Below are 21,058 nucleotides of genomic sequence, written 5' to 3' on the forward strand. Positions count from 1 at the left end.
AATACATATCATTTAACTAAATTTTATATAATTTATTGTTAAATTTTTCATTTTTATAACCATGATTACCTTTCAAGAAGCACAAAAAGACAACTTAGCTTTTATCAATGATACCTACAATGAGAGTATTCCGGCAGGTTTAGCCACTGCAGACACCCAAAATTTACCTATGGAGGAACGGGAAATATGGTTTGCCCAACATCAAAAAAGCAACCGTCCGGTATGGATCCTCAAGAACGAGGAAGCACAATCCGTAGGTTGGTTAAGCCTTAGTAATTTTTATGGCCGCCCTGCTTACCGGAATACGGTGGAAATAAGCTTATATATCAGTAATAAACACCAAGGCAAGGGCTATGGAAAAATGGCTTTAGCAACGCTTATTGAGCTAGCACCGGGCTTAGCCATACAAAACCTGATGGGCTTCATATTTGCCCATAACGAAGCCAGTATCCGGCTGTTTCAGCATTTCGGATTTGAAACATGGGGCTTATTTCCAGAGATTGCTCATATGCCCCAAGGCAATAGAAGCCTAATGATACTCGGAAAAAAATTGAAATGATCCTTACGATAAAAAAACAGGGCTGCTGTAATAGCAACCCTGTTTAATCATTGGTTTTATAAATAGGTATGAGTGTATTTTATTTTACGGTTTTACCACCTTCACTTTAATCGCTTCGCTTGCACTTAAAATCACGAAATGATAGATACCGGAAGGAAGTGTATTTAAGTGTATTTGTTCCAACTCCTGATCGGCAGATTGGGTTATCATCAATTGTCCGATCGCATTATAAACCCTGATGGTATTTCCTTTTACCAATCCGGACACAAATACTTCGTTTGCTGTTACGGTAGGATACACACTAATTGCTCCTTTTCCATCACAACTCGTCGCCACACTGGCCGTAGGACCATAAGCAACCGCAGCATCGTTATCCACAATTTTTATTCTGTAATAGTTACGGCCGGTAATCGCTCTTTGATCCATATAATGATAGTTCGATGCGAGGCCCTTGGCATTGATCGTTGCTATATTAGCAAAGGTTTGCGCATCAGCACTTCTTTGCAACACAAAATGCTTAACGTTACGCTCCGACAAAGTATTCCATGTTACCGATATACTGCAATCGTTTATCGCTTTTGCCGCAAAATCTGCCAGATCGACCGGCAAAGGTGTGGTAAAGGTTACGGTATATGTGGTCGGTATGGATTTTACACCTGCCTGATCGGTAACGGTATAGGTAAAGGAAGTGCTATTCGTTCCACCCGGAGTAGTCGCACCTGGCGCAATACTTAACAAAGCAGGATTATAATTTTGAATTATTTGTCCTGCGACCACTGTTGCACCGTTATAGGTCAATACAAACCCGTTAGTAGGTAACGTCTCTATAGTAGCGGTATATGTGGACCAGTTAGCTTGAGTTGCAGGAGCGCCATTTATGGCATCTGCATCTGATCCTTCCAGAGGCACGTCATTCAGGGAAACTGCTATGGGCGCACCGGTTACATGTTTGACTTCATTATAGCTTACTGGTCTCTGTTCGATAGCGAAATTGACATTCGTTACGTTTGTCATAGCTACGGTAAAAGCCAGATTACCATTCACAGTACCATCATTTCCATTAAGGGTTGGCAATCCCAGATGCTCTCCGGTATTTACCCAACCGAAAGCCGTAGGAAAATTGGTTGTGATACTACCTAAGGCATTGGTAGAAATAGTAACAGAATAGTCTCCGGCAGGAACGCCTTTAAAATCGTATGTTCCGTTAGCAGCAACCGGTGTAGATGCTATAATTACACCATTTTTGATCATGGAAGCATAGATCTGTTGCCCTGAAGCAAGCCCAATACCAGTGCCATTCACCATACTATCAGACAGACCATTCGGATCGTGAAATACATTTCCACTTACATTTACAGAAGTCGTCGTTTGACCGCAAAGATTACCATAAATGCTGTAAGAGAGCGTACGGGTTACACATCCGTTCCAACTTATGGTTGCGGTGTAGGTACCGTCATACGAAGTATTATAACTGGCAATAAAATAATCTTTCGCGTTAGTAATCACAACACCGGAAGGATTTCTCCACTCATAGGTAGCACCCGAATAATCTGGCAAAGACAAAGTATAAGCTGTATTAAGACAAGGCTGAGCAGAACCATTTAAATTGATTTGCGACAATTGTTCGATCACGACCTGTGTTGTTTTGGCAATACCACAGGCTGTAACACGCACATCGTAAGCCTGCCCTACCAGCAAATTGCCGATCATCGTATCATTACTTACATTGCTATTGGTTAGGGTGATCCAGGTACTTGAAGATGTTGGCTTATATTCAATTAACCGGGGTGTTGGGCCTGCCAAAGTCAGGTATGCCGAGCCGGTTGTCGGATTACCCGAAACATCTTCACAAGCGACCCCTACTCTTTTGATAATTTCCGGCCCGGTAGAAGGTGTAATGGTTAAATCACTGGCGGTCGGATAATAAGCATTACCACAATAGTTTTGCACCTTCAATTTCACTCTGTAATTGCCGGGAGGGATATTCGTAAAATTACCGGAACTGTTAGAATCTACAAGTGCATTGGTCGTCAGGTTTTGTAAAACAAAAAAGGTCGGATAAGAACCATTATAGTCTGTTGTAGCAAATACGTTGCCCCCGCCACTACAAAAAGATGTGGACACAACCGAAATATTTTGTGCTAAAGTGATGCCGGGCGTAAAAGAAAACGGAAGGGTATCATTGGCACAACCTGTCGTGATTTTTACCAGATAGTTGCCGGGCAGCATATTATTCCAGTAAAAGGTATTTTGCTTGGTAGCATGCTCCCAGCCATTTATACCGACATTACTCGGACCACTGATAATCGTAACAACCGCATTGGTCATATCGGGAATAAATCCTTTAAATGCAATCTCCATCTGCCGGGTACCCGTTTGCGTATTACCCTGATTATTGATACACTGATAAGCGATATCATAAATATAGTCAATATCTGCAGGGCCTACATTTACGGGGTTCGGAATATTTGCAGACACTATATTACCGCAGGCATCTACCGCCCTGATAATGTATTCATCCTGGGGTAGGTTACTAAAAGTATAATCGGCAGTATACCGGATGAGTGAATCAATCTTTACACCGGTACTGCTTTTGATCACATATACTTTGACCGGATAATTCATAAAGCTCATCTCTCCGCTAATAGATTCAGCAGCAGGATTACTTGCATTGCCGGCGCAACCCATGGCAGTAGGCGCTCCCCATATGCTCCGCTGTAATTGCCAGGCCATGTCGGAACAGCGAACGGTTGTATCGCCGCAAGGAGAGATCAACCGCAGCACATATTTCCCGGAAGGCACTATCGGGAAGGTAATATTGTCTGAGGTAACGGTTGTTTCGTATAAAGGAGCCCCAAGGCCGGCCGATGAGGAAGGGCAGGAACCATTAGCCGGTTGCTCCCAAACGGCCAGTTTAAAACCTCCTGCATTAAAATAATCACCCTTATTGGCAATGTTATTAGCAGGCACCGTAGTAATATCAAATCCAAAAATATGGGCACTATCGGGGCTACAGCTGACCAGATCACCGTCAACACCGGCCCATGTCATGATAATAGGACTTAAGTCGGGCTGTAAAGACACCTGTTGGGTGAAATATTGGTTACACTGATCAATAACACGAACCTGATAGTTTCCGTAAGCACTTACATTAAAAGTGGTCACGGTACCATAGGTTCCTTGTGATTCAGGGAAATTCTGATCATCTGTTTTTACTATTTTATAACGGAGTGTTCCCGAGCCGCCGTTAACGTTATTCACGGAAATCGTACCTCCGGGTGCAAAACTTCCGGTACCACAATTAGTGGTTACACTTGTATTGACGGCAGTAATGTTTGGGTAGTTGTCTGCAATCGTAAATGTTGTGTTTTGCAAAGTACCATCGCAGGAGAGTTTTACGGTGTAGTTTCCTGCCGGTAAGGCGTTGAAAACCCTGGAAGATTGCGGTACATTTACCGGAGCGCCTACAGGGCCTGCTGTAATGGTATAGGTTGCCGTAACTACCGAATTTAAATTGCTGGCAATAGTTGCTGTGCCCGTAGAAGGACAATTGGCAGCCGTCGTACTCACATTCACTCCGGTTATGGAAGCAGGACATTGACTATAGGCCGTACCTAAACCATTCAGGAGTAAAATGGGTAAAAAAGATTTTAATAAACGTTTTTTCATGATTTCATTCCAATTTGGGCGCAACTTAAAACAATTGATTAGCTAATAATCAGTCTATCAAATGGTTACAAAAAGAACAAATCACTTTACATATATATGATCAATAACATTTATTTTATTTTAAATAAAAAAACCATAAAGCATCAATCTATATTTAAAAATGTGTACATACAACTAAATCAATTCATTAACATACCATTTATTTTCCCATACATAGCACAATATGTTATTATGAGGTTATTCCGAATGAAGAGATTAATTCAATTTTCGAATAATCATTTTCCACATACAACCTTACTATATTTTTTTATTACTATTTATATTTCATATAATATCTTTGTGCCTTCATTATGGATAATACTAGAAAAGTGGTCGTACCGCTACCCGAATCGGATTTAAATAAGAAAGAACAAGTTGCCGGTATGTTTGACCGGATTGCCGGCAAATATGACTTCCTGAATCATTTACTATCTATGGGTATTGATAAAGGATGGAGAAGAAAGGCTATTAAATCGATACAACCGATACAACCTAAGCAAATACTGGACGTGGCAACCGGTACGGGTGATTTTGCAATCGCTTGTCTGGAGATACACCCTGATAAAGTAACCGGTGTTGATATTTCGGAAGGTATGCTGGCGGTAGGAAAACAAAAAATGACGGACAAAAAGCTTAACGATAAAATCCAGCTGATGTATGGGGATAGTGAAAATCTACCCTTTGAAGATAATGCTTTTGACGCGATTACCTGCGCATATGGTGTACGCAATTTTGAACATCTGGAAAAAGGGTTAACCCAAATGCACCGGGTATTAAGAACTGAGGGGAGGATGGCTATTTTAGAATTTTCACATCCAAAACGATTCCCCTTCAGCCAGATTTATAAACTCTATTTTAAATATATCTTACCGACAGTAGGAAAAGCGGTATCAAAAGATGCTACCGCTTATACCTATCTGCCCCAAAGTGTTGCCGCGTTTCCGGAAGGCAAAGCATTTACAGATATTTTGCTGAAATGTGGCTTTAAAAATGTGAAAGCACAGCCTTTAACCTTTGGTATTACAACACTATATACGGCAGAGAAATAAGAAAGGCTTATTTTCACCAACACAATAAAGCCCTTATGGCACCCGTTTCTAATAAGGATTATACCTCAACCATGCATATTAACATCCGTTCTATAACCAAACGTATTCTAAAGCCGGCGCTCTTGGCTGCCGCAGCCATAGCCGCTTTGCCTTATGTCAATCATGCACAGGGTAAGGTCATGAACATGGAGGAGCATGATAGTAAATTATATTACTTCGGCTTAACCTTTGGGGCCAATGCTTCTGCATTTAAAATCAGGAATACCGATTTTTTCAGCACTTCCGATACCTTTAAAGTCGTACAACCCAAATGGGGACCGGGTTTTCACATTGGGCTTATGGGTACCTTAAGGGTGAGCAAATTCATAGATCTTCGCTTTGTACCCGCTGTAGTGTTTGCCGAAAAAGGCATACAAACGATCAGCAAAAGCAATATTATTGAGAACAAAAAAATCGAATCCATATACGGCCAGCTACCGCTTCAGTTAAAGTTTAAAAGTGACCGTATACACAACTTCAGGTTCTATGGCTTACTTGGTGGCCGCTTCGATTATGACATGGCTTCTAATGCCCGTTCCCGCAGATCGGACGAGTTGCTGAGGGTAAAACCAATCGACATTTCTGCAGAAGTAGGTTTTGGTATTGAGTTGTTCTACCCCAATTTTATTTTCTCTCCCGAGATCAAAATCGGACAGGGTTTACTGAATGAACATTTCCCGGATAATACCATTCCGCTGTCTAATACCATTGACCGGATGAATACCCGAATGATCACTTTTTCGATCCAGGTACAGGGATAAACTTTTTATATAAGCGTAACAAATAATCATAACCCAATGTATATTTTCTTTGTACTATACATTGGGTTAGTTATTTTTGCCCGGGCTTAAACGCATCATTTCATTTGACAGAAGCCCGTTCCATACAACAGTATTGTATCTTTAACCTTTGAATTTCTAATATGTATCCAGATTTCCATTACCTGATAAAAAGCCTTTTAGGCCTCGACATCCCTGCTTTAGGTATTTTAAAAACATTTGGTTTCTTCGTCGCCATGGGGTTTATATTCGGAGCCATAGCCTGGCAGAAAGAGTTAAAGCGAAAAGCACAGCTGGGCCTTGTTTTGCCTCAAATTAAGGTTAACAGTAAAACGGGACAGAAAGAAAGCATTTATCCGCATCAAAGAATATCCGATTTTATCTTTGTGGCTGCCATTGCCGGCTTTATCGGTGCAAAGGTGTTTAATGCCCTGGAAACATGGAGTGATTTTATCCAGGATCCGATCGGCAGCCTGTTTTCCAGAAGCGGCTTGACCTTTTATGGCGGGCTCATTGTGGCCACAGCTGCATTGTATTATTTTGCTAAAAAAATAAAATTAGACTTCAGGCATTTATGCGATGCGGCGGCTCCGGCCTTGATCCTTGCTTATGGCATCGGCAGACTGGGTTGTCATTTTTCCGGCGACGGAGATTGGGGGATTTATAACAGTGCTTACGTGACACAAGCAGATGGTACGCTGACCACCGCCACTACGGCAGACTTTGATAAAACGGTAATAGAAAAGGGACAGTATATGCAAAAATTTGAGGGGAAAGTACCGCACATTTACTATCCAGCACCGAGCTTCTTACCAAGATGGTTTGTCGCCATGAACTACAAGCATAATGTAAATAACGAGGGCATGCAGATAGCAGGCGATCAGGAAGAATACAATTCTGTATTGCCGGTGGCTGTTTTCCCGACTTCTGTATGGGAATTCCTTGCCTGTACCTTAATTATTTTTCCGGTTTTATGGGGGCTCCGCAAACGTTTAGGCAAGCCACTGCAACTATTTGGTGTGTATCTTATTTTTAACGGACTGGAGCGCTTTCTGGTAGAGAAAATTCGGGTAAATACACGCTACGACCTGGGCTTTATACATCCTACACAGGCCGAAATCATTTCCTTTGCTTTTATCATAATCGGTATATTCTTATTACTCAGAAAACACAAAACAAGTATCAGCCAGCCAGCATAAGCATGGTCTTTCGATCCAGGTATTAATCCTCTTCCGGAAGTATATTTATTGTTAGCGTATTTAAGTCCGTTCAGAAAATGATCCTAAAACAGTTTGACAAATGGATAAAACCGCTCCCGCTTTTTTTCATCTTCTGGGTGATAACGGCGGGCATATACCTTCTGGCTGCTAAAGGTGGTTTTGTAAGGGATTATCCCTTCTTTTTACAGCAATATCAGGATTCTGGATTCACGCAATTCGTGTTTTCTCCGGAACAAAGCCTGTACTATGGTGTAAACCTGGTGCACTATATTTTCTTTTCTGTTTTCGGGGTGCATCCCATACCCTGGATATTGACATTTACGGCCTTGCACAGCCTGAATGCAATGATGGTGCAACGCATATTGTTACAATATGATCAGCTCATTAAAGCGAACCATTCAAAGTATTCCTACTTGCTCATCTCCCTGCTGTTCCTGTTGGGGCCAATGGCCACAGAACCCCTTGTATGGAAGGTATGCAGTCACTACTTACTAAGTGTATATTTTATCCTTCAAATACTCCGCTGGCTTTTCACCTATCTGGAAAGGGGTGGTAAAAAATACATTTGGGCAATTTGCATCTTGTTTTATATTGCCACTTTCTTTTTAGAAATCTTTTATACAGTACCCCTTTTCGTCTGCATCATCAGCACTTCTTTATGGTATGGGGGCCATCTTTCAAAACAACAATATCGCTCGGCGCTAAGAAATATCCTGCTGCCTAGCGTACTCATCATGTTGTTGTATTTTGCTGCTCTAAAATTATTGCTGGGTAGTTTCGCCGCCCGTGTCGGCGCAGATGAAGGAAGCGGAATGCTGTCCCTGCTTCGTCCCGGAAATCTGGTGGAGAAATACAGTTTGTACATGGGCCGGGTAATCGGCATGGATTACTTATGGCCCCAATGGGCAAGGGACCGATGGCTGCAATGGGCCGCAAGCCCCGTTTATATTATTGTCATGGGGATACTTGTAATTGGTGCGCTACTCTTTGGGGCATATCGGTTCAAAAAAGCAAACCCGCGCGTACAAATGAATTTCAGCCTCTTCCTGCTGTACTTGGTTAGTTTGGCCGTGGCCTTACCCATGTATTTTTATCCTTCTTTTTTATACGAAGGGTTCCGCTATTATTATTTAGGATCCATTTTTATTTATGCCTGGATTGTCCTGGCCTTGGTACAGCTCATCAGGAAAAAAATCGTCCGCCAGGTCGTTTTGATTTTGTATTTCTTAGGCAATACGGCCGTCACTTTATACCTCGTAAGAGAAGTGCGTAGCGCCGCTGCAGTACAATGGGGCTTACTCCGCAATTATAAATGGAAAGATGCGCCAAAGGTGGTGCTCTTAAGCATTCCCAATTACTTAAATGGCGTCTCTATCATGGGACGATATGAGTTCGGTAATTTCCAAAGGAACCTGCGCTTATTGACGCAAGTTTCGCAAAAAGGCAGGATATATGATGTGGCTGGTTTTAATATGTTGTCCAGGTATGACGGGGCACATGTTGTGGTCATTGATCCACAGACGATACGGGTTTTATTCAATCAATCGGGCAACTGGTGGTGGGACGCCTATATCGGGGCTTCCGATTATGAAAATGAATTGTATCAATTTGATGTAGAACCAGACGGGCGTTCTTATACCCTGAGTTTTCGCCAACCCCTGTCTCCCGGTACTGTATTACTGTATTCCGTTGGGCAGGACTGGCATGTTGTTGATATGAAAAATATTGGCGGCGAACAATGGTAGTCTGTTCTGAGCACAGTAAGCAGCTAAGGTTTTAGCCACAATGCATAGCCCAAATCTCCCTGCAATTAACACACTTGTAATACAAACCCAGGCCCTTCAAGCACATTATTTCGTATATTAGCTACTGATTAAACTGCTAAAAATGAATACTTACGAAACATTATCCCAGGCTACAAATGACCTGATGGCAAGGGGCTATACGCTGGATTTTAATTTATCAGAAAACTGCCTGATTTGTAATGGTACCGAATACGATGTAGCCGATTTTGAAATTGTGGAATTTCACCGGTTTGAAGGTTTTTCTAATCCCGATGATCTGTCTACTGTATACGTTTTAGAAAGCAAAGACGGTCGTAAAGGTATGCTGGTAACGGGTTATGGCATTTCTGCAGAAGGGAGGAGCGCTCAAATTCTTAAACGCCTTAAGTTCAGAGACGGATTGCATTAATATTAAAAAGCCCCTATGTCAATAGTTGTGCATAGGGACCTTTAAAAGAAGATTATTTCGAGCTACTCCATAACGTTTGTAATAAAGCGCATCCGCTTAAGGTGCACTCCTGTGAGCTCACTGATCATTACTTTTTTAGATGATTTACCGGAAGCGGCATGAATAAAAAAGACTTTGTCCTGCTCTATGGCGCATATAATCCCAATATGCCCTATGGTATTGTAATCATCATACAGAGAGAATAAAATAAGATCGGCGACTTTCGCATTTTTCAAACTCGTTCTTTTTCCAAAAGCAGCGTAATCTTTAGTCGTTCTGGGTACTATAATATTGAAATGTTTAAATACATACTGTACGAAACCCGAACAGTCAAAACCTTTGCCCGGATCAGCACCGCCATACACATAGGGTGTGCCCAGGTATTTTTTGGCATAGGTCACAATAGCCGCCCTGTTTTTAAACTTGTTTCTTGCAGGCTCCTCTATACGGTTTGGCGGTGTTGTACCTGGTCTTGAAGCCCGCTTAGCCGTGCCGCAGGCAATACCCGAAAGCATCCATAGTATTAGAACAATCCATTGTTTCATCAGCATTAAATATTAGGCAGCGACCAGTTTTTTAGTTTAGACATAATACGGATCACCACAACGACCAGCACACACAATACCATAGAGATATTATCATCTACTCTGGCCTTCATCAGGATAATATAAAGCAAAGCACCTATGGCACAAACCGTGGCATACATCTCTCCGTTTTTCAGCAAAGCAGGCACGCGGTTACACAATATATCGGACAATAAGCCCCCGAAGGTAGCCGAAATAACGCCAAGTAAAATCGCGTAAATGCTGTTGGCGCCATGCGCAAGGCTGCGTTCGATACCGAGTACCGTAAACATGCCTAGACCAATCGCATCAGAAATAAAAATCGTTTTCTTAAATTTATCAATATTCCTTTTGGATAGAAATACAATAAAACTGGCCACTAACACCAAGGTCAGTGAAATATTATTGTTAATCCAGTTTACGGGCCCAATTCCCAGCAAGACATCTCTGATGGTTCCGCCTCCATAAGCCGTAACAAAGGCAATGACCAGTCCCCCCAGGATATCCATCTCGTTGGTACGTGCCTTTAAGGCTCCTGCTATCGCAAAAACGAAGATCCCGATGTATGATATGATATCAATAATATTCATTTTAGATTTATTGCCCGACAAATCTAAAAACAAAAAAGGATAAAGCGCCCATTAAGCAAGAATCTATTTGTAAATTGCAGCCGAATTTTGAAAACAGTTTTATGAACCGCCAGCAAATCAAAGAAGCCATTATGGCTAAAAAAAGTTTCTTATGTGTAGGCCTTGACACGGACATCACTAAATTGCCTGAACATTTGTTAGCGACAGAAGATCCTGTTTTTGAATTTAACAAAGCGATCATCGATGCCACCAAAGCGTATACGGTTTCTTATAAAATCAATACTGCTTTTTATGAAGCCATGGGCATTAAAGGCTGGATTAGCTTAGAAAAGACCTTACAATACATTCCCAAAGACATTTTCACTATCGCAGATGCGAAACGCGGTGATATCGGCAATACAGCCGATCAGTATGCCAAAACTTTTTTCAATACTTACCCTTTTGACAGTGTAACGGTAGCGCCCTATATGGGCAAAGACAGCGTAAGCCCTTTCTTGCAATATCCGGGCAAATGGGCAATCGTCTTGGGACTGACCAGCAATGCCGGCAGTGCCGATTTTCAGCAACAACCGTTTAAAAGCGGAAAATTATACGAAGCTGTTTTAGAAACCGTAGCCTCCTGGGGTACTATCGACAATACAATGTTTGTCATTGGTGCGACCAGAATTGATTATCTGGAACGGGTACGTCAGTTGATTCCCGATCACTTCCTGCTTGTGCCCGGAGTAGGTACTCAAGGTGGAGATCTGGAAACCGTAGCCAAAGTAGCGATGAACAAGGATTGTGGCTTATTGGTGAATGTATCCAGAGCGGTGATTTATGCCAGCAACGGAACAAACTTTGCCAGCGATGCCGCACAGGCGGCTAAAGCCTATCAGGAAGAAATGGCTGTTTTATTAGAAACAATACTTTAATTTTTATTCTACCCATGCGTATTGATATTATCTCCGTTGTCCCTAAATTATTAGAAAGCCCTTTTGCACATTCTATTATGAAACGTGCACAGGATAAAGGCTTACTGGAAGTGCATTGCCATGACCTGAGAGCCTATACGCCGTATAAGCAGGGACAGGTAGACGACTATCAATTTGGTGGAGGTGCAGGTATGGTCATCATGCCGGAACCGCTGGCTATTTTAATCGATAAATTACAGGCAGAGCACAGTTATGCAGCGATTATCTTCATGACCCCGGACGGCAAAACCTTTAACCAATCCATGGCCAACCGTTTGTCTTTAGGCGGCGACCTGATGATCCTCTGTGGTCACTATAAAGGTATTGACCAGCGCATCCGGGAAAAATATATCACTTTAGAATTATCGGTAGGCGATTATGTACTGAGTGGCGGGGAACTGGCTGCCGCAATTGTGGTGGATGCTATCGGGCGATTGATCCCGGGTGTACTCAACGATGAAACCTCTGCCCTATCCGATTCCTTTCAGGACAATTTATTAGCCCCACCGGTATATACCCGCCCGGCAGATTTCCGCGGCATGAAAGTACCGCAGGAATTGATGAGTGGCAATCATAAGCTGATTGATGAATGGCGTTATAACCAGTCGCTACAACGCACTAAGGAAAGAAGGCCCGATCTATTGGATTAATCAGGATACAAACTGGCTGTTTTCATCTTGCTTATCAAAATCAAAGGTGTCCAAAGCGACATCCGGTTTATTGTTAAGCGCCGCTCTGAGGATGAGTATACTTATTATGGCCAGGCCATAACCCAATAGTGCCGCGACTATAGGCATTTCCATTCCGATAATAAACAAGCCCAGAAACAGACCGGCAAACTCTGCCAGGAACCAAGTGAGCACTGTATAAAATTTCCATCTCCCGGAGCTAAGCCCTTTTTGGATCGCCAAGGCACCAATTTTTCTTGTAATAAATACCAGTGCTAATATTTCCAGCATAATTTTTTGTTTTGTAAAACAATAATAACAACTATTCGCTAATATTTCAAATAAGCGACAGAGAAAATCAATAATCAGTTTTTCTGCGGAGCATAACGCAGATAACAAATAAGGCTGTATCCGATATTGACGACAAAATGTATGCCCAGCATCATCAGCAAAAGAGACAACCAAAGCAAGCCGGAACCACCACCGGAAGCCTCTTTCAGCAGGTACCATGCCCCAAGGGAATAGAGTGCCTGCAGCACAAGGTTGACCAATAAGGAACGCCACCTCTTAGAAGAGCCGGCTTTTGATAATCCATAGCATAACAGAATCATACTGACCCAGCTGAGCACATAGCCCAAACTTATATAAAGGGTATCCTCGCTCATTGCTCCATTTTAATATTTCAAAAAGACCTCTGTAGCCCCAAAACCATATTTACTACTGTATTTGTTTTCAAAATGCCGCACTTCTTTACGCATTTTCTTCAGTAAAGCATGTACTTCTTCTCTTAATTTGCCGGAGCCTACTCCGTGTATCAGGATAATGGAGGCCTGCTGTTGCTGGATAGCCGTGTGAATAGCGTCTTCACAGGCTTGTAACTGCGCATTTAATTTCTCAAAATTATCCAGGAAATCATAATCATCCAGCAAATGTTCAATGTGCAGATCAATCGCATTGGATTGCTTTGCGCGTTTTTTAAACTGGTATACATTACTTGGTTTCGCTTTTGGTACCCACAGCTCTTTGGTCAGTTCTGCAGTATTAATAACCGGAAAATCCGTAGCAATGCTCCAATGGAACATCGGCTGATTATGCTCTTTTATTTGCTGCAGTTTTTGAAAAATCAATTTAGGTTTTATCTTCAACTGATGCTGCAGGGATTTATACTGAATCTCCTTGCCTACACCATTGATTTCAAAATCAAAATGCAACCGGTCATTGATCAAATCAAATTTGATATGATGCAGGTATAAATGCTGATAAGGATAGATGGTGGTCCCAAAAGAAAACTCCTTACCCAAAGCGGTAACGCAATCGTATTTCAGCTTTAAGGTATAATTTGTTTGGTTGATAAAATATAATTTGAGTTTGGCAATCTCTTCTTCTTTTTCGTCGAAATGGTATACCGGCAAAAATGCTATGTGGAAACCGGATTCCATCCCCGAATGCATCTTTTCGCCTTGTGCTGCGGGAATGTTATGTTCTGCCGGAAAATCGTCTAAAGTAAGCGCGCGTTTCCGCGCATTCATTTTTTTAGAGGTAAACCAATCTAAATATGGATGTTCAACCTCGTCGATAAATGCAGGAAAATGTGTGTTCAGCACCGCAACTTCTACCATTTCCGAGTTCAGTATTTGTGTAATCTGGCCTTCTTCTTTTGTATGCTTTAAGAGAATCTTATCTCCAACCGAGAACTTCATGTCTTTCGTTTTATACCTGTTGCTAAAGCGCAAAGATACGTCCAATAGGCTTCAAAATTGCGGAAGGCAATATAAGAACTAAGCAATTAGGAACAAGGAATTGAAATGCTAAAATATATATAACAAATTGGAATTAAACCATTATATTTGCCCACTTATTAAATTTTGTTAATTAAAGTCATAACACTACTATTGGTATGCAATTAAAAGGATTGGTAAAATTTTTTACCGCAGCCCTGATAATCTTTTCGTTATGGAGATTATCATTCACATTCATCGCCCACAATGTGGACGCGAAGTACAACGCAATCGCCGTTAAGCAAGTTAAGCAACAGCACCCGGAAGCAACCGGTACTGCAAAAGCAGAATTGATTGACAAAACGTTTGCGCATATCACCGATAGTCTTCGCGACGAAACGGCATTCAGCTTCTTAGGCGCTAAATACAGCTATCAGGAATTAAAGTCTAAGGAACTTGCCTTAGGTCTTGATTTACAAGGTGGTATGAGCGTAACGCTTGAAGTTGGATTAGATGGATTGTTACAATCTATGGCCATGAATCCGAAGGATCCGGCTTTGTTAAAAACAATCGAAGTAGCGAATCAGATGCATGAAAAAAACCCGGAAAACTATATTACGCTTTTCGGACGTGCATACAACCAGGTAAATCCGGGTGGTCGCTTAGCGGGTATGTTTGCAAAACCAAACCAATCTAAGATTACGAGTAACAGTACAAACGAAGAAGTATTAAAATACATCAAAGAAGAGGCGACTCAGGCAACTGAGCGTACTTATAAAGTACTGGAAACACGTATCGATAAATTTGGCGCAACACAACCGACCATCACTTTAGATAAAGATAAAGGGATCATCAATGTGGAACTTGCCGGTGTTAAGAATCCTGAGTCGGTACGTAATACCCTTCAGGCTACCGCAAAACTGCAATTCTGGGAAGTGTATACCAACAGAGAATTAGTTGAATCTGTTTTCAAAGCAGACGAAGCGTTAAAAGGCTATCTGAATGGTGGTAAAACTACTACAGATACCACAAAAACAAGCACTGATTCTTCTAAAGCTGTAGCAAAAAATGATACAGCCAAGGCAAAAGACGGTAGCTTAACCAGCTTGTTAAACGACACGAGTAAAGCAGTAGCAGGTACAAAAGCAAATGCTAAAACAGAGGTTTCTTTGTTTACGTATATGTCCCCAATGGTAACCAAAGAAGGACAGGCTGCTGATGCGAGCGTAATCGGTATTATTGAGCGCAAAAACAAGGAGAAAGTCTTAGAATTATTAAACATGGATGTGGTGAAAAACCAATTCCCTGCTAACGTAAAATTCTTATTGGGCGAAAATCCTTTTGCAAAAGCGAGCACTAAAAAAGACAAGAACCAAACGCTGGGTGTTTATGCAATCAAGACCTTACCGGGTACTGATGATGCAAAACTGGAGGGAGATCGCGTAAAAGATGCGAAATTTGACTTCCAGCAAAATGGCCAAGCAGAGATTTCTTTAGAATTTGACCCTCAAGGTTCTACCATTTGGGCTAAAATGACAAAAGATAACGTAGGTCATCCGATCGCGATTACTTTAGATAACTATGTATATTCTGCACCAAACGTAATCAACGAAATTTCCGGTGGCCGTTCTTCGATCACAGGTAGCTTTGATGCCACTTCCGGTACAGAATTAGCAAACATCCTGAAAACAGGTAAATTACCTGCTCCGGCCAAAATCGTGCAAGAGCAAATCGTAGGACCTACTTTGGGTGCTGAATCGATTGACGGTGGTTTGAAATCCTTTGCAGTCTCTTTCTTAGTGATCTTTATTTTAATGATCATCTATTACAATACAGCTGGTATCATTGCCAACATCGCATTGTTGTTGAACATGTTATTCACTTTTGGTTTATTGGCCGAATTTGGAGCAACCTTAACCATGGCTGGTATTGCCGGTATCGTACTCGGTATTGGTATGGCTGTGGATGCTAACGTAATTATATTTGAGCGGATTAAAGATGAACTGGCCTTAGGTGATACTTATGCAGAAGCCGTAGACAAAGGATACAAACGTTCTTATGCCCCTATTTTAGATGGTCACGTAACGAGTTTGATTACCGCGGTTATCTTATTAGTATTCGGTATGGGTGCCATCAGATTCTTTGCCTTCACGCAAATCATTGCCCTGGTACTTTCCTTATTTACCGGTATCATGGTATCTCGTTTGATCACAGATGCTTATACTCAAAAAGGTCGTCACTTCAAATATTTCACCAAATTATCGGAGAAAATATTCCATAAAGCGAACTTCAAATTCATTGAGAAAAGAAAGATCACTTATGTGATTTCTGCAATCATTATCTGTTTAGGTATTGCTTCTTTCTTCCACGGATTTGATTATGGTGTGGAGTTTGACGGTGGCCGTAGCTATACGATTAAATTTGACCAACCTTATAAAACAGAGCTGGTAAGAGAGAAATTAACCGCACACTTAGGCAAACACCCTGTAGTAAAAACCATCGGTACCAATAATCAATTGAATATCACAACCGATTACCTGGTTAACCTGCAAGGGAAAGATGCTGAAAATAAAGTATTGACGAAATTGTATGATGGACTGAAAGCAGAGAAATTTGTTCCTGCAAATGTTGATCTGGCTACGTTCTCAACACAATATGTACAAAGTACACAAGCAGTATCTCCAACCATTTCTGAAGACCTGAAAAAGGGAGCGATTAAAGCCTCTATTATTGCGGTAATTGCCATCTTCCTGTATATCTTCATCCGATTCAGAAAATGGCAGTATTCTATCGGTACTATCGTATCGCTGATACACGATGCAGCAGTTACCCTTGTGGTATTCTCTTTCGCTAAAGACCTTGTACCATTTGCTTTAGAGATCGATCAGCACTTTATCGCGGCCTTACTAACCGTTATCGGGTTCTCGATGAATGATACCGTTATTGTATTTGACCGTATCAGAGAGACCTTCCGTAAGACGCCTAATGCCGATAAAACAACGGTAATCAACCGTGCGATCAACGATACCTTATCGCGTACGATTATGACTTCATTGACGGTATTCTTAACCGCTGTGATCTTGTTTATCTTCGGTGGTGAAGTATTGAGAGGGTTCGCCTTCGCTATGTCAATCGGGGTATTGGTCGGTACTTATTCATCTATCTTCTTAGCCGCTCCGGTCTTGGTAGATATGGATAAATCTGATTCTTTACGTGTTGAAGAAGACAAAGAAGAGCGTATCAAAAACTTGAAGACAAAAGCTTAATCCATAAGCAATATAATAAATCAGAAGGGCTATCNNGATAGCCCTTCTGATTTATTATGAATTGATGATCCTTTTATCGTAAACGTTTTTTGCTATTCATTTTCTAAATAGTTATGGTAATCCGTATTTGTGGACCCCATTTCTCTAATCGTTTTCTGCTCCTTTCTGTTCCCAAATAAAGAAACTAAAATAACTGTTTTACCCGGGCGATAGCCGCGCAAAACCACTTTGCCACCATGCTAGCATCCCTTAGGAGATGACTATCGTTATATAAAATGAGTAAACACCCAATTTCAGGAAAGGCCTGTTTCTGTCAATCGATAGATCTTCATTTGTATAATTGATGACCAGATCAGCTAGTGCTTCTGCCCCATGCGTTTAAGGTATCTAAAATGGGAACGGATCGCCCGATGCATCGGTAGCCGGTGATAAGATAAGTCATGCGCCGCCGCTTTAGCTTGAATAGAAGGCGTAATAAGGGCATAAACCGTATGTGGGTATTTGGGAAACAGATGATGTGCCGCATGGGCATTAAAGCCCCCAAAGATCCAATTGGCCAACTTACTCTCCGGATGATAATCTAAAGAAACCGACAGCTGATGTTCATAATAATCAAAAGGTAGATTACCCTCGGGATCCACCACAGGAAAAGCGGTTTCCATACTCAAATGAGAAATGATGAGGGTAAAGACAAAAAACAAGGAAATGACACCATGCATAATCAAAAATGCAGGCAGTACCTGTCCCAGGGTTAAAGGAGTGAACAGACAAGGTAAGCCGATCATAAAGGCAAAATATCCTAATTTCAGAAGGATAAGCGTTGTTACAAATGAGCCGCTAAAAGTCTGGTTTCTCAGGTTAGCCACTTCTTTACGGCGTAAGTAAATGATATCCTTAATAAGGATCCAATGCAGGGTATATAAGCAATATAACAAAGGAGCAAAGAGGTGCTGGTAGCGGTGCTGTGGTTTTAAGGGATGGGTTTCCGACAGCCTTAAAAAAGGATTATTATCTATATCAGCATCACAGCCATCCACATTTGGGAAAATATGGTGCGAGGCAATATGCCGTTTGCGCCACAAAGCAGCGTTCACCCCCTGCAAACTAAATATAAGGTAAAACAACACACGGTTCAATCGCTTATTATGGCTGAAGGTATGATGTACGGCATCATGGGCACAGTTAAAGGCCAGTAAGATCCCGGATAATCCCAATAAGGTATAATTAGCAGCAAGCAACCAAAAGTGCTGTTGCAGCATCGGGTTATACAGGTTGGCATAAAAGCATAGGAATAATACCGAATAAACAATGCATTTCCATTTTATCAGCCGGTAGGCTTGTTGCATTACCTGCTCTGTCAACTGCTGCTGCACACAATCATTCAACTCTTTATAAAAAGAAGAGGTATTTTTCTTAAATTTTATCTTGGGCTTCTGATCTTCCATATACTGTTTAGGTCTTATAGATGTCTCATTTAAAAACGTGGATCATAATCTTTTAGGTATAAAGATATACCAAAAACAAGCATGCTCCGAAATGATCGGAGCATGCTTGTTTCTCTATCCGAGAAATTTTCTGTAACTCTTTTTATTTATTGGAAATAGGCCTCTGCCGGAACAGGTTTCCTTTCTGCTTTTGGTTTAATCACCGGCTTTACGGTATCCATATGCGCCGACAACACCGAATTTTCTGCAATCATTTTGTTTTCATTCGGCAATAACAAATCATCCATATTGATACTCGGCGATTTATTCAGCCATCTTGAACTAGCAAGGTATTTGCGGTTAGGCGCATAAATAAATAACGCCGTTCCCCCTTTAATGTTATCAATAATCGGACGGGTCAATTCTACCGGTAAGGCAGGACAACCCCAGCTACGTCCTAAGCGCTGATTGCCTTGTATAAAGCCATAACTCACATAATCGGCACCATGTATCACCACCGCTCTGTTATAAGCCTGATCGTTGTACCCAGCATCTTTACCCTGTAGTTTTAAAGAATAACCTTTATCACCATAATAGGTATTGTCCGTTACATAAAAGCCCATGCTGCTCTGATGAGAGTTTTCCGTGTTAGAGAAGCTTGTCGCAAACTCCTCCCCGCTCCCCTGGCCATGTGCCACCAGCGAGTTAAACAATACTTTCTTCTTTTTCAGATCAATCACCCATAGACGGGGCACGTTAGAGGAAAGGCTAAAGTCACAAATCGTCAAGACATCTCTGTCATTGTCCAATTGTCCGCTCTGCCTTAAGTTTAAATATCCGTGATATCCTTTAATAAATACTTCTTTTGATATTTTCTTAAAGTTACCAAAGTTGATTTCTTTATAAATCGTATTCGCTTTTTCTTCTATCATTCTAGAAGAACTTGGTGTTATCAAACCCTCTGCACTTGCATTCGCCACTGGAATGATATGTACTGATAAAAAAAGAATAAATGCCTTTACCCAGTTTTTAGTATGTATCATTAAAAATAGTTTACGGTTAATTAATAACCCAAAGTTAGAAAATTATTATATATATCCCCCTTTTCGGGGGAAATTTTAACATATAGTCCAAATCTAAACATACTATTGAAAGATTGTTTACTTTCGCAATCTCATATTTTTCTGTACGCTGTTATGATGCAATCTTTTAAAGAACACGCCCTTACTTTTGAATCTTTTCTACAGGAACAAGAGCTGTTTTCCCGTAAACCGGAAAACCTCTATGAACCCTGTGCTTATATTTTATCGATTGGGGGTAAGCGCATCAGACCTTCAGTATGCTTAATGGCTGCAGATATGTTTGGTACGGTCACTAAGGATGCCTTATGGGCCGCCGCAACCGTAGAGTTATTTCACAATTTCACCTTGATTCATGATGATATTATGGATCAGGCACCGCTGCGCCGGGGACAGGTAACGGTACATGAAAAATATGGCACCACAGCCGGTATCTTATCGGGCGATGTGATGAACATCATGGCGTATCAATGTCTGGAACACGTACAAGCACCGTTTTTGCTTCCTTTATTATCCTTATTTAACCAAACGGCGATTGAGGTCTGCGAAGGACAGCAATTGGATATGGATTTTGAACAAAAAGAATTGGTGAGTGAAGCAGCATATATCCATATGATAGGCCACAAAACGGCGGTATTACTGGCGTGTAGCATGAAGATAGGGGCAATCGTATCGGGGGTAAATGAAACCGATGCAGCACTCCTCTATACTTTCGGCAAAAACCTGGGCATCGCCTTTCAGTTACAGGACGATTATCTCGACACTTTTGGTAACCCGGCATTGGTCGGTAAACAGATTGGCGGAGATATCCTGGCCAATAAGAAAACCTTCTTGGCGATTACTGCTTTGCAAAACGCCGATACCCATCAGAGAACGGCTTTACAGGCACTGGCACAAGGCCATTCCCCAACCAAAGTAAGCGATACGATTAGTTTATTTAATGCTTTGGACGTAGCGGCCTCCTGCAAAAGGGCGATACAAACCTATACCGACAAAGCTAATGAGGCTTTAGCCGCGATCAACATAGCGCCGGAACAAAAAGTGGCTTTTGAAGAATTGGTGGCTTTCCTGATCACCAGGGATTACTAAATCCCTATCTATTGTTGAGGTCGCTTTATGGATGAAAATAGCCCGATATCAATTGGCACTACCCTATCCGATAGCAGTCTGCCTGATCCTGCGGCTGCGGGTAAACATACAAGGAGCTGTAT

Annotated in this window: 18 protein-coding genes; 10 read left to right on the plus strand and 8 right to left on the minus strand. The window is 41.5% G+C overall.

Annotation, left to right across the window (positions count from 1 at the left end; translation table 11 throughout):
* Positions 1 to 61: 61 nt before the first annotated feature.
* Positions 62 to 559, plus strand: coding sequence for a GNAT family N-acetyltransferase (locus DBR32_RS00360; RefSeq protein WP_124634300.1), 498 nt, complete (start codon positions 62 to 64; stop codon positions 557 to 559).
* An 84-nt stretch (positions 560 to 643) separates the two neighbouring features.
* Here the strand turns inward: DBR32_RS00360 and DBR32_RS00365 are convergent, their stop codons facing one another.
* Positions 644 to 4,228: a T9SS type A sorting domain-containing protein gene (locus DBR32_RS00365; protein ID WP_124634301.1), complete on the minus strand. Its 3,585-nt coding sequence runs from the start codon at positions 4,226 to 4,228 to the stop codon at positions 644 to 646.
* Between the two features lie 350 nt (positions 4,229 to 4,578).
* Between DBR32_RS00365 and ubiE the strand changes: the two genes are divergently transcribed.
* The 5 genes from ubiE (at position 4,579) to DBR32_RS00390 (ending at position 9,547) form a co-directional block, all read left to right on the plus strand.
* Complete coding sequence (gene ubiE / locus DBR32_RS00370) at positions 4,579 to 5,316, plus strand: bifunctional demethylmenaquinone methyltransferase/2-methoxy-6-polyprenyl-1,4-benzoquinol methylase UbiE (protein WP_124634302.1); 738 nt, start codon at positions 4,579 to 4,581, stop codon at positions 5,314 to 5,316.
* Between the two features lie 35 nt (positions 5,317 to 5,351).
* The gene (locus DBR32_RS00375) at positions 5,352 to 6,116 is read left to right on the plus strand and encodes an outer membrane beta-barrel protein (protein ID WP_124634303.1); all 765 of its coding nucleotides are present in this window, start codon (positions 5,352 to 5,354) and stop codon (positions 6,114 to 6,116) included.
* A 161-nt stretch (positions 6,117 to 6,277) separates the two neighbouring features.
* Positions 6,278 to 7,333 carry a prolipoprotein diacylglyceryl transferase gene (locus tag DBR32_RS00380; protein ID WP_124634304.1) on the plus strand — a complete coding sequence of 352 codons (1,056 nt, stop codon included), beginning with the start codon at positions 6,278 to 6,280 and terminating at the stop codon, positions 7,331 to 7,333.
* A 77-nt stretch (positions 7,334 to 7,410) separates the two neighbouring features.
* A complete protein-coding gene (locus DBR32_RS00385; protein WP_124634305.1) occupies positions 7,411 to 9,099 on the plus strand; it encodes a hypothetical protein in 1,689 nt (562 codons plus the stop codon).
* 142 nt (positions 9,100 to 9,241) lie between these two features.
* Positions 9,242 to 9,547, plus strand: coding sequence for a phosphoribosylpyrophosphate synthetase (locus tag DBR32_RS00390; protein WP_124634306.1), 306 nt, complete (start codon positions 9,242 to 9,244; stop codon positions 9,545 to 9,547).
* Positions 9,548 to 9,609: 62 nt separating this feature from the next.
* Here the strand turns inward: DBR32_RS00390 and DBR32_RS00395 are convergent, their stop codons facing one another.
* Entirely contained in the window at positions 9,610 to 10,131 is a 522-nt protein-coding gene (locus DBR32_RS00395) for a C40 family peptidase (protein WP_158605864.1), read from the minus strand.
* Between the two features lie 5 nt (positions 10,132 to 10,136).
* Complete coding sequence (locus DBR32_RS00400; protein ID WP_124634308.1) at positions 10,137 to 10,739, minus strand: trimeric intracellular cation channel family protein; 603 nt, start codon at positions 10,737 to 10,739, stop codon at positions 10,137 to 10,139.
* Positions 10,740 to 10,840: 101 nt separating this feature from the next.
* On the opposite strand from DBR32_RS00400, the gene pyrF reads away from it, so the two are divergent.
* The gene (pyrF, locus tag DBR32_RS00405; RefSeq protein WP_124634309.1) at positions 10,841 to 11,653 is read left to right on the plus strand and encodes an orotidine-5'-phosphate decarboxylase; all 813 of its coding nucleotides are present in this window, start codon (positions 10,841 to 10,843) and stop codon (positions 11,651 to 11,653) included.
* 14 nt (positions 11,654 to 11,667) lie between these two features.
* Positions 11,668 to 12,342 (plus strand): tRNA (guanosine(37)-N1)-methyltransferase TrmD, encoded by a 675-nt coding sequence (gene trmD, locus DBR32_RS00410; RefSeq protein WP_124634310.1) that lies wholly within the window; start codon positions 11,668 to 11,670, stop codon positions 12,340 to 12,342.
* On the opposite strand, the gene DBR32_RS00415 is transcribed toward trmD, so the two are convergent.
* From DBR32_RS00415 to DBR32_RS00425, 3 genes are all read right to left on the minus strand, one after another.
* A complete protein-coding gene (locus DBR32_RS00415; protein ID WP_124634311.1) occupies positions 12,343 to 12,651 on the minus strand; it encodes a hypothetical protein in 309 nt (102 codons plus the stop codon).
* A gap of 74 nt (positions 12,652 to 12,725) precedes the next feature.
* Positions 12,726 to 13,025, minus strand: coding sequence for a hypothetical protein (locus DBR32_RS00420; RefSeq protein ID WP_124634312.1), 300 nt, complete (start codon positions 13,023 to 13,025; stop codon positions 12,726 to 12,728).
* A 9-nt stretch (positions 13,026 to 13,034) separates the two neighbouring features.
* Complete coding sequence (locus tag DBR32_RS00425) at positions 13,035 to 14,060, minus strand: Smr/MutS family protein (protein ID WP_124634313.1); 1,026 nt, start codon at positions 14,058 to 14,060, stop codon at positions 13,035 to 13,037.
* A 197-nt stretch (positions 14,061 to 14,257) separates the two neighbouring features.
* Here DBR32_RS00425 and secDF point away from each other — a divergent pair, with 197 nt between their 5' ends.
* Positions 14,258 to 17,344, plus strand: coding sequence for a protein translocase subunit SecDF (gene secDF, locus DBR32_RS00430; protein WP_124634314.1), 3,087 nt, complete (start codon positions 14,258 to 14,260; stop codon positions 17,342 to 17,344).
* Between the two features lie 356 nt (positions 17,345 to 17,700).
* Here the strand turns inward: secDF and DBR32_RS00435 are convergent, their stop codons facing one another.
* Positions 17,701 to 18,789, minus strand: coding sequence for an acyl-CoA desaturase (locus DBR32_RS00435; RefSeq protein WP_124634315.1), 1,089 nt, complete (start codon positions 18,787 to 18,789; stop codon positions 17,701 to 17,703).
* 146 nt (positions 18,790 to 18,935) lie between these two features.
* The gene (locus DBR32_RS00440; RefSeq protein WP_124634316.1) at positions 18,936 to 19,811 is read right to left on the minus strand and encodes a murein L,D-transpeptidase catalytic domain family protein; all 876 of its coding nucleotides are present in this window, start codon (positions 19,809 to 19,811) and stop codon (positions 18,936 to 18,938) included.
* 153 nt (positions 19,812 to 19,964) lie between these two features.
* Between DBR32_RS00440 and DBR32_RS00445 the strand changes: the two genes are divergently transcribed.
* Complete coding sequence (locus DBR32_RS00445; RefSeq protein ID WP_199724269.1) at positions 19,965 to 20,936, plus strand: polyprenyl synthetase family protein; 972 nt, start codon at positions 19,965 to 19,967, stop codon at positions 20,934 to 20,936.
* The last annotated feature ends 122 nt before the right edge of the window (positions 20,937 to 21,058 follow it).

Origin of the sequence: Taibaiella sp. KBW10 (assembly GCF_003852495.1) — a bacterium.
In the GTDB taxonomy this organism is placed as follows: Bacteria; Bacteroidota; Bacteroidia; order Chitinophagales; family Chitinophagaceae; genus Edaphocola.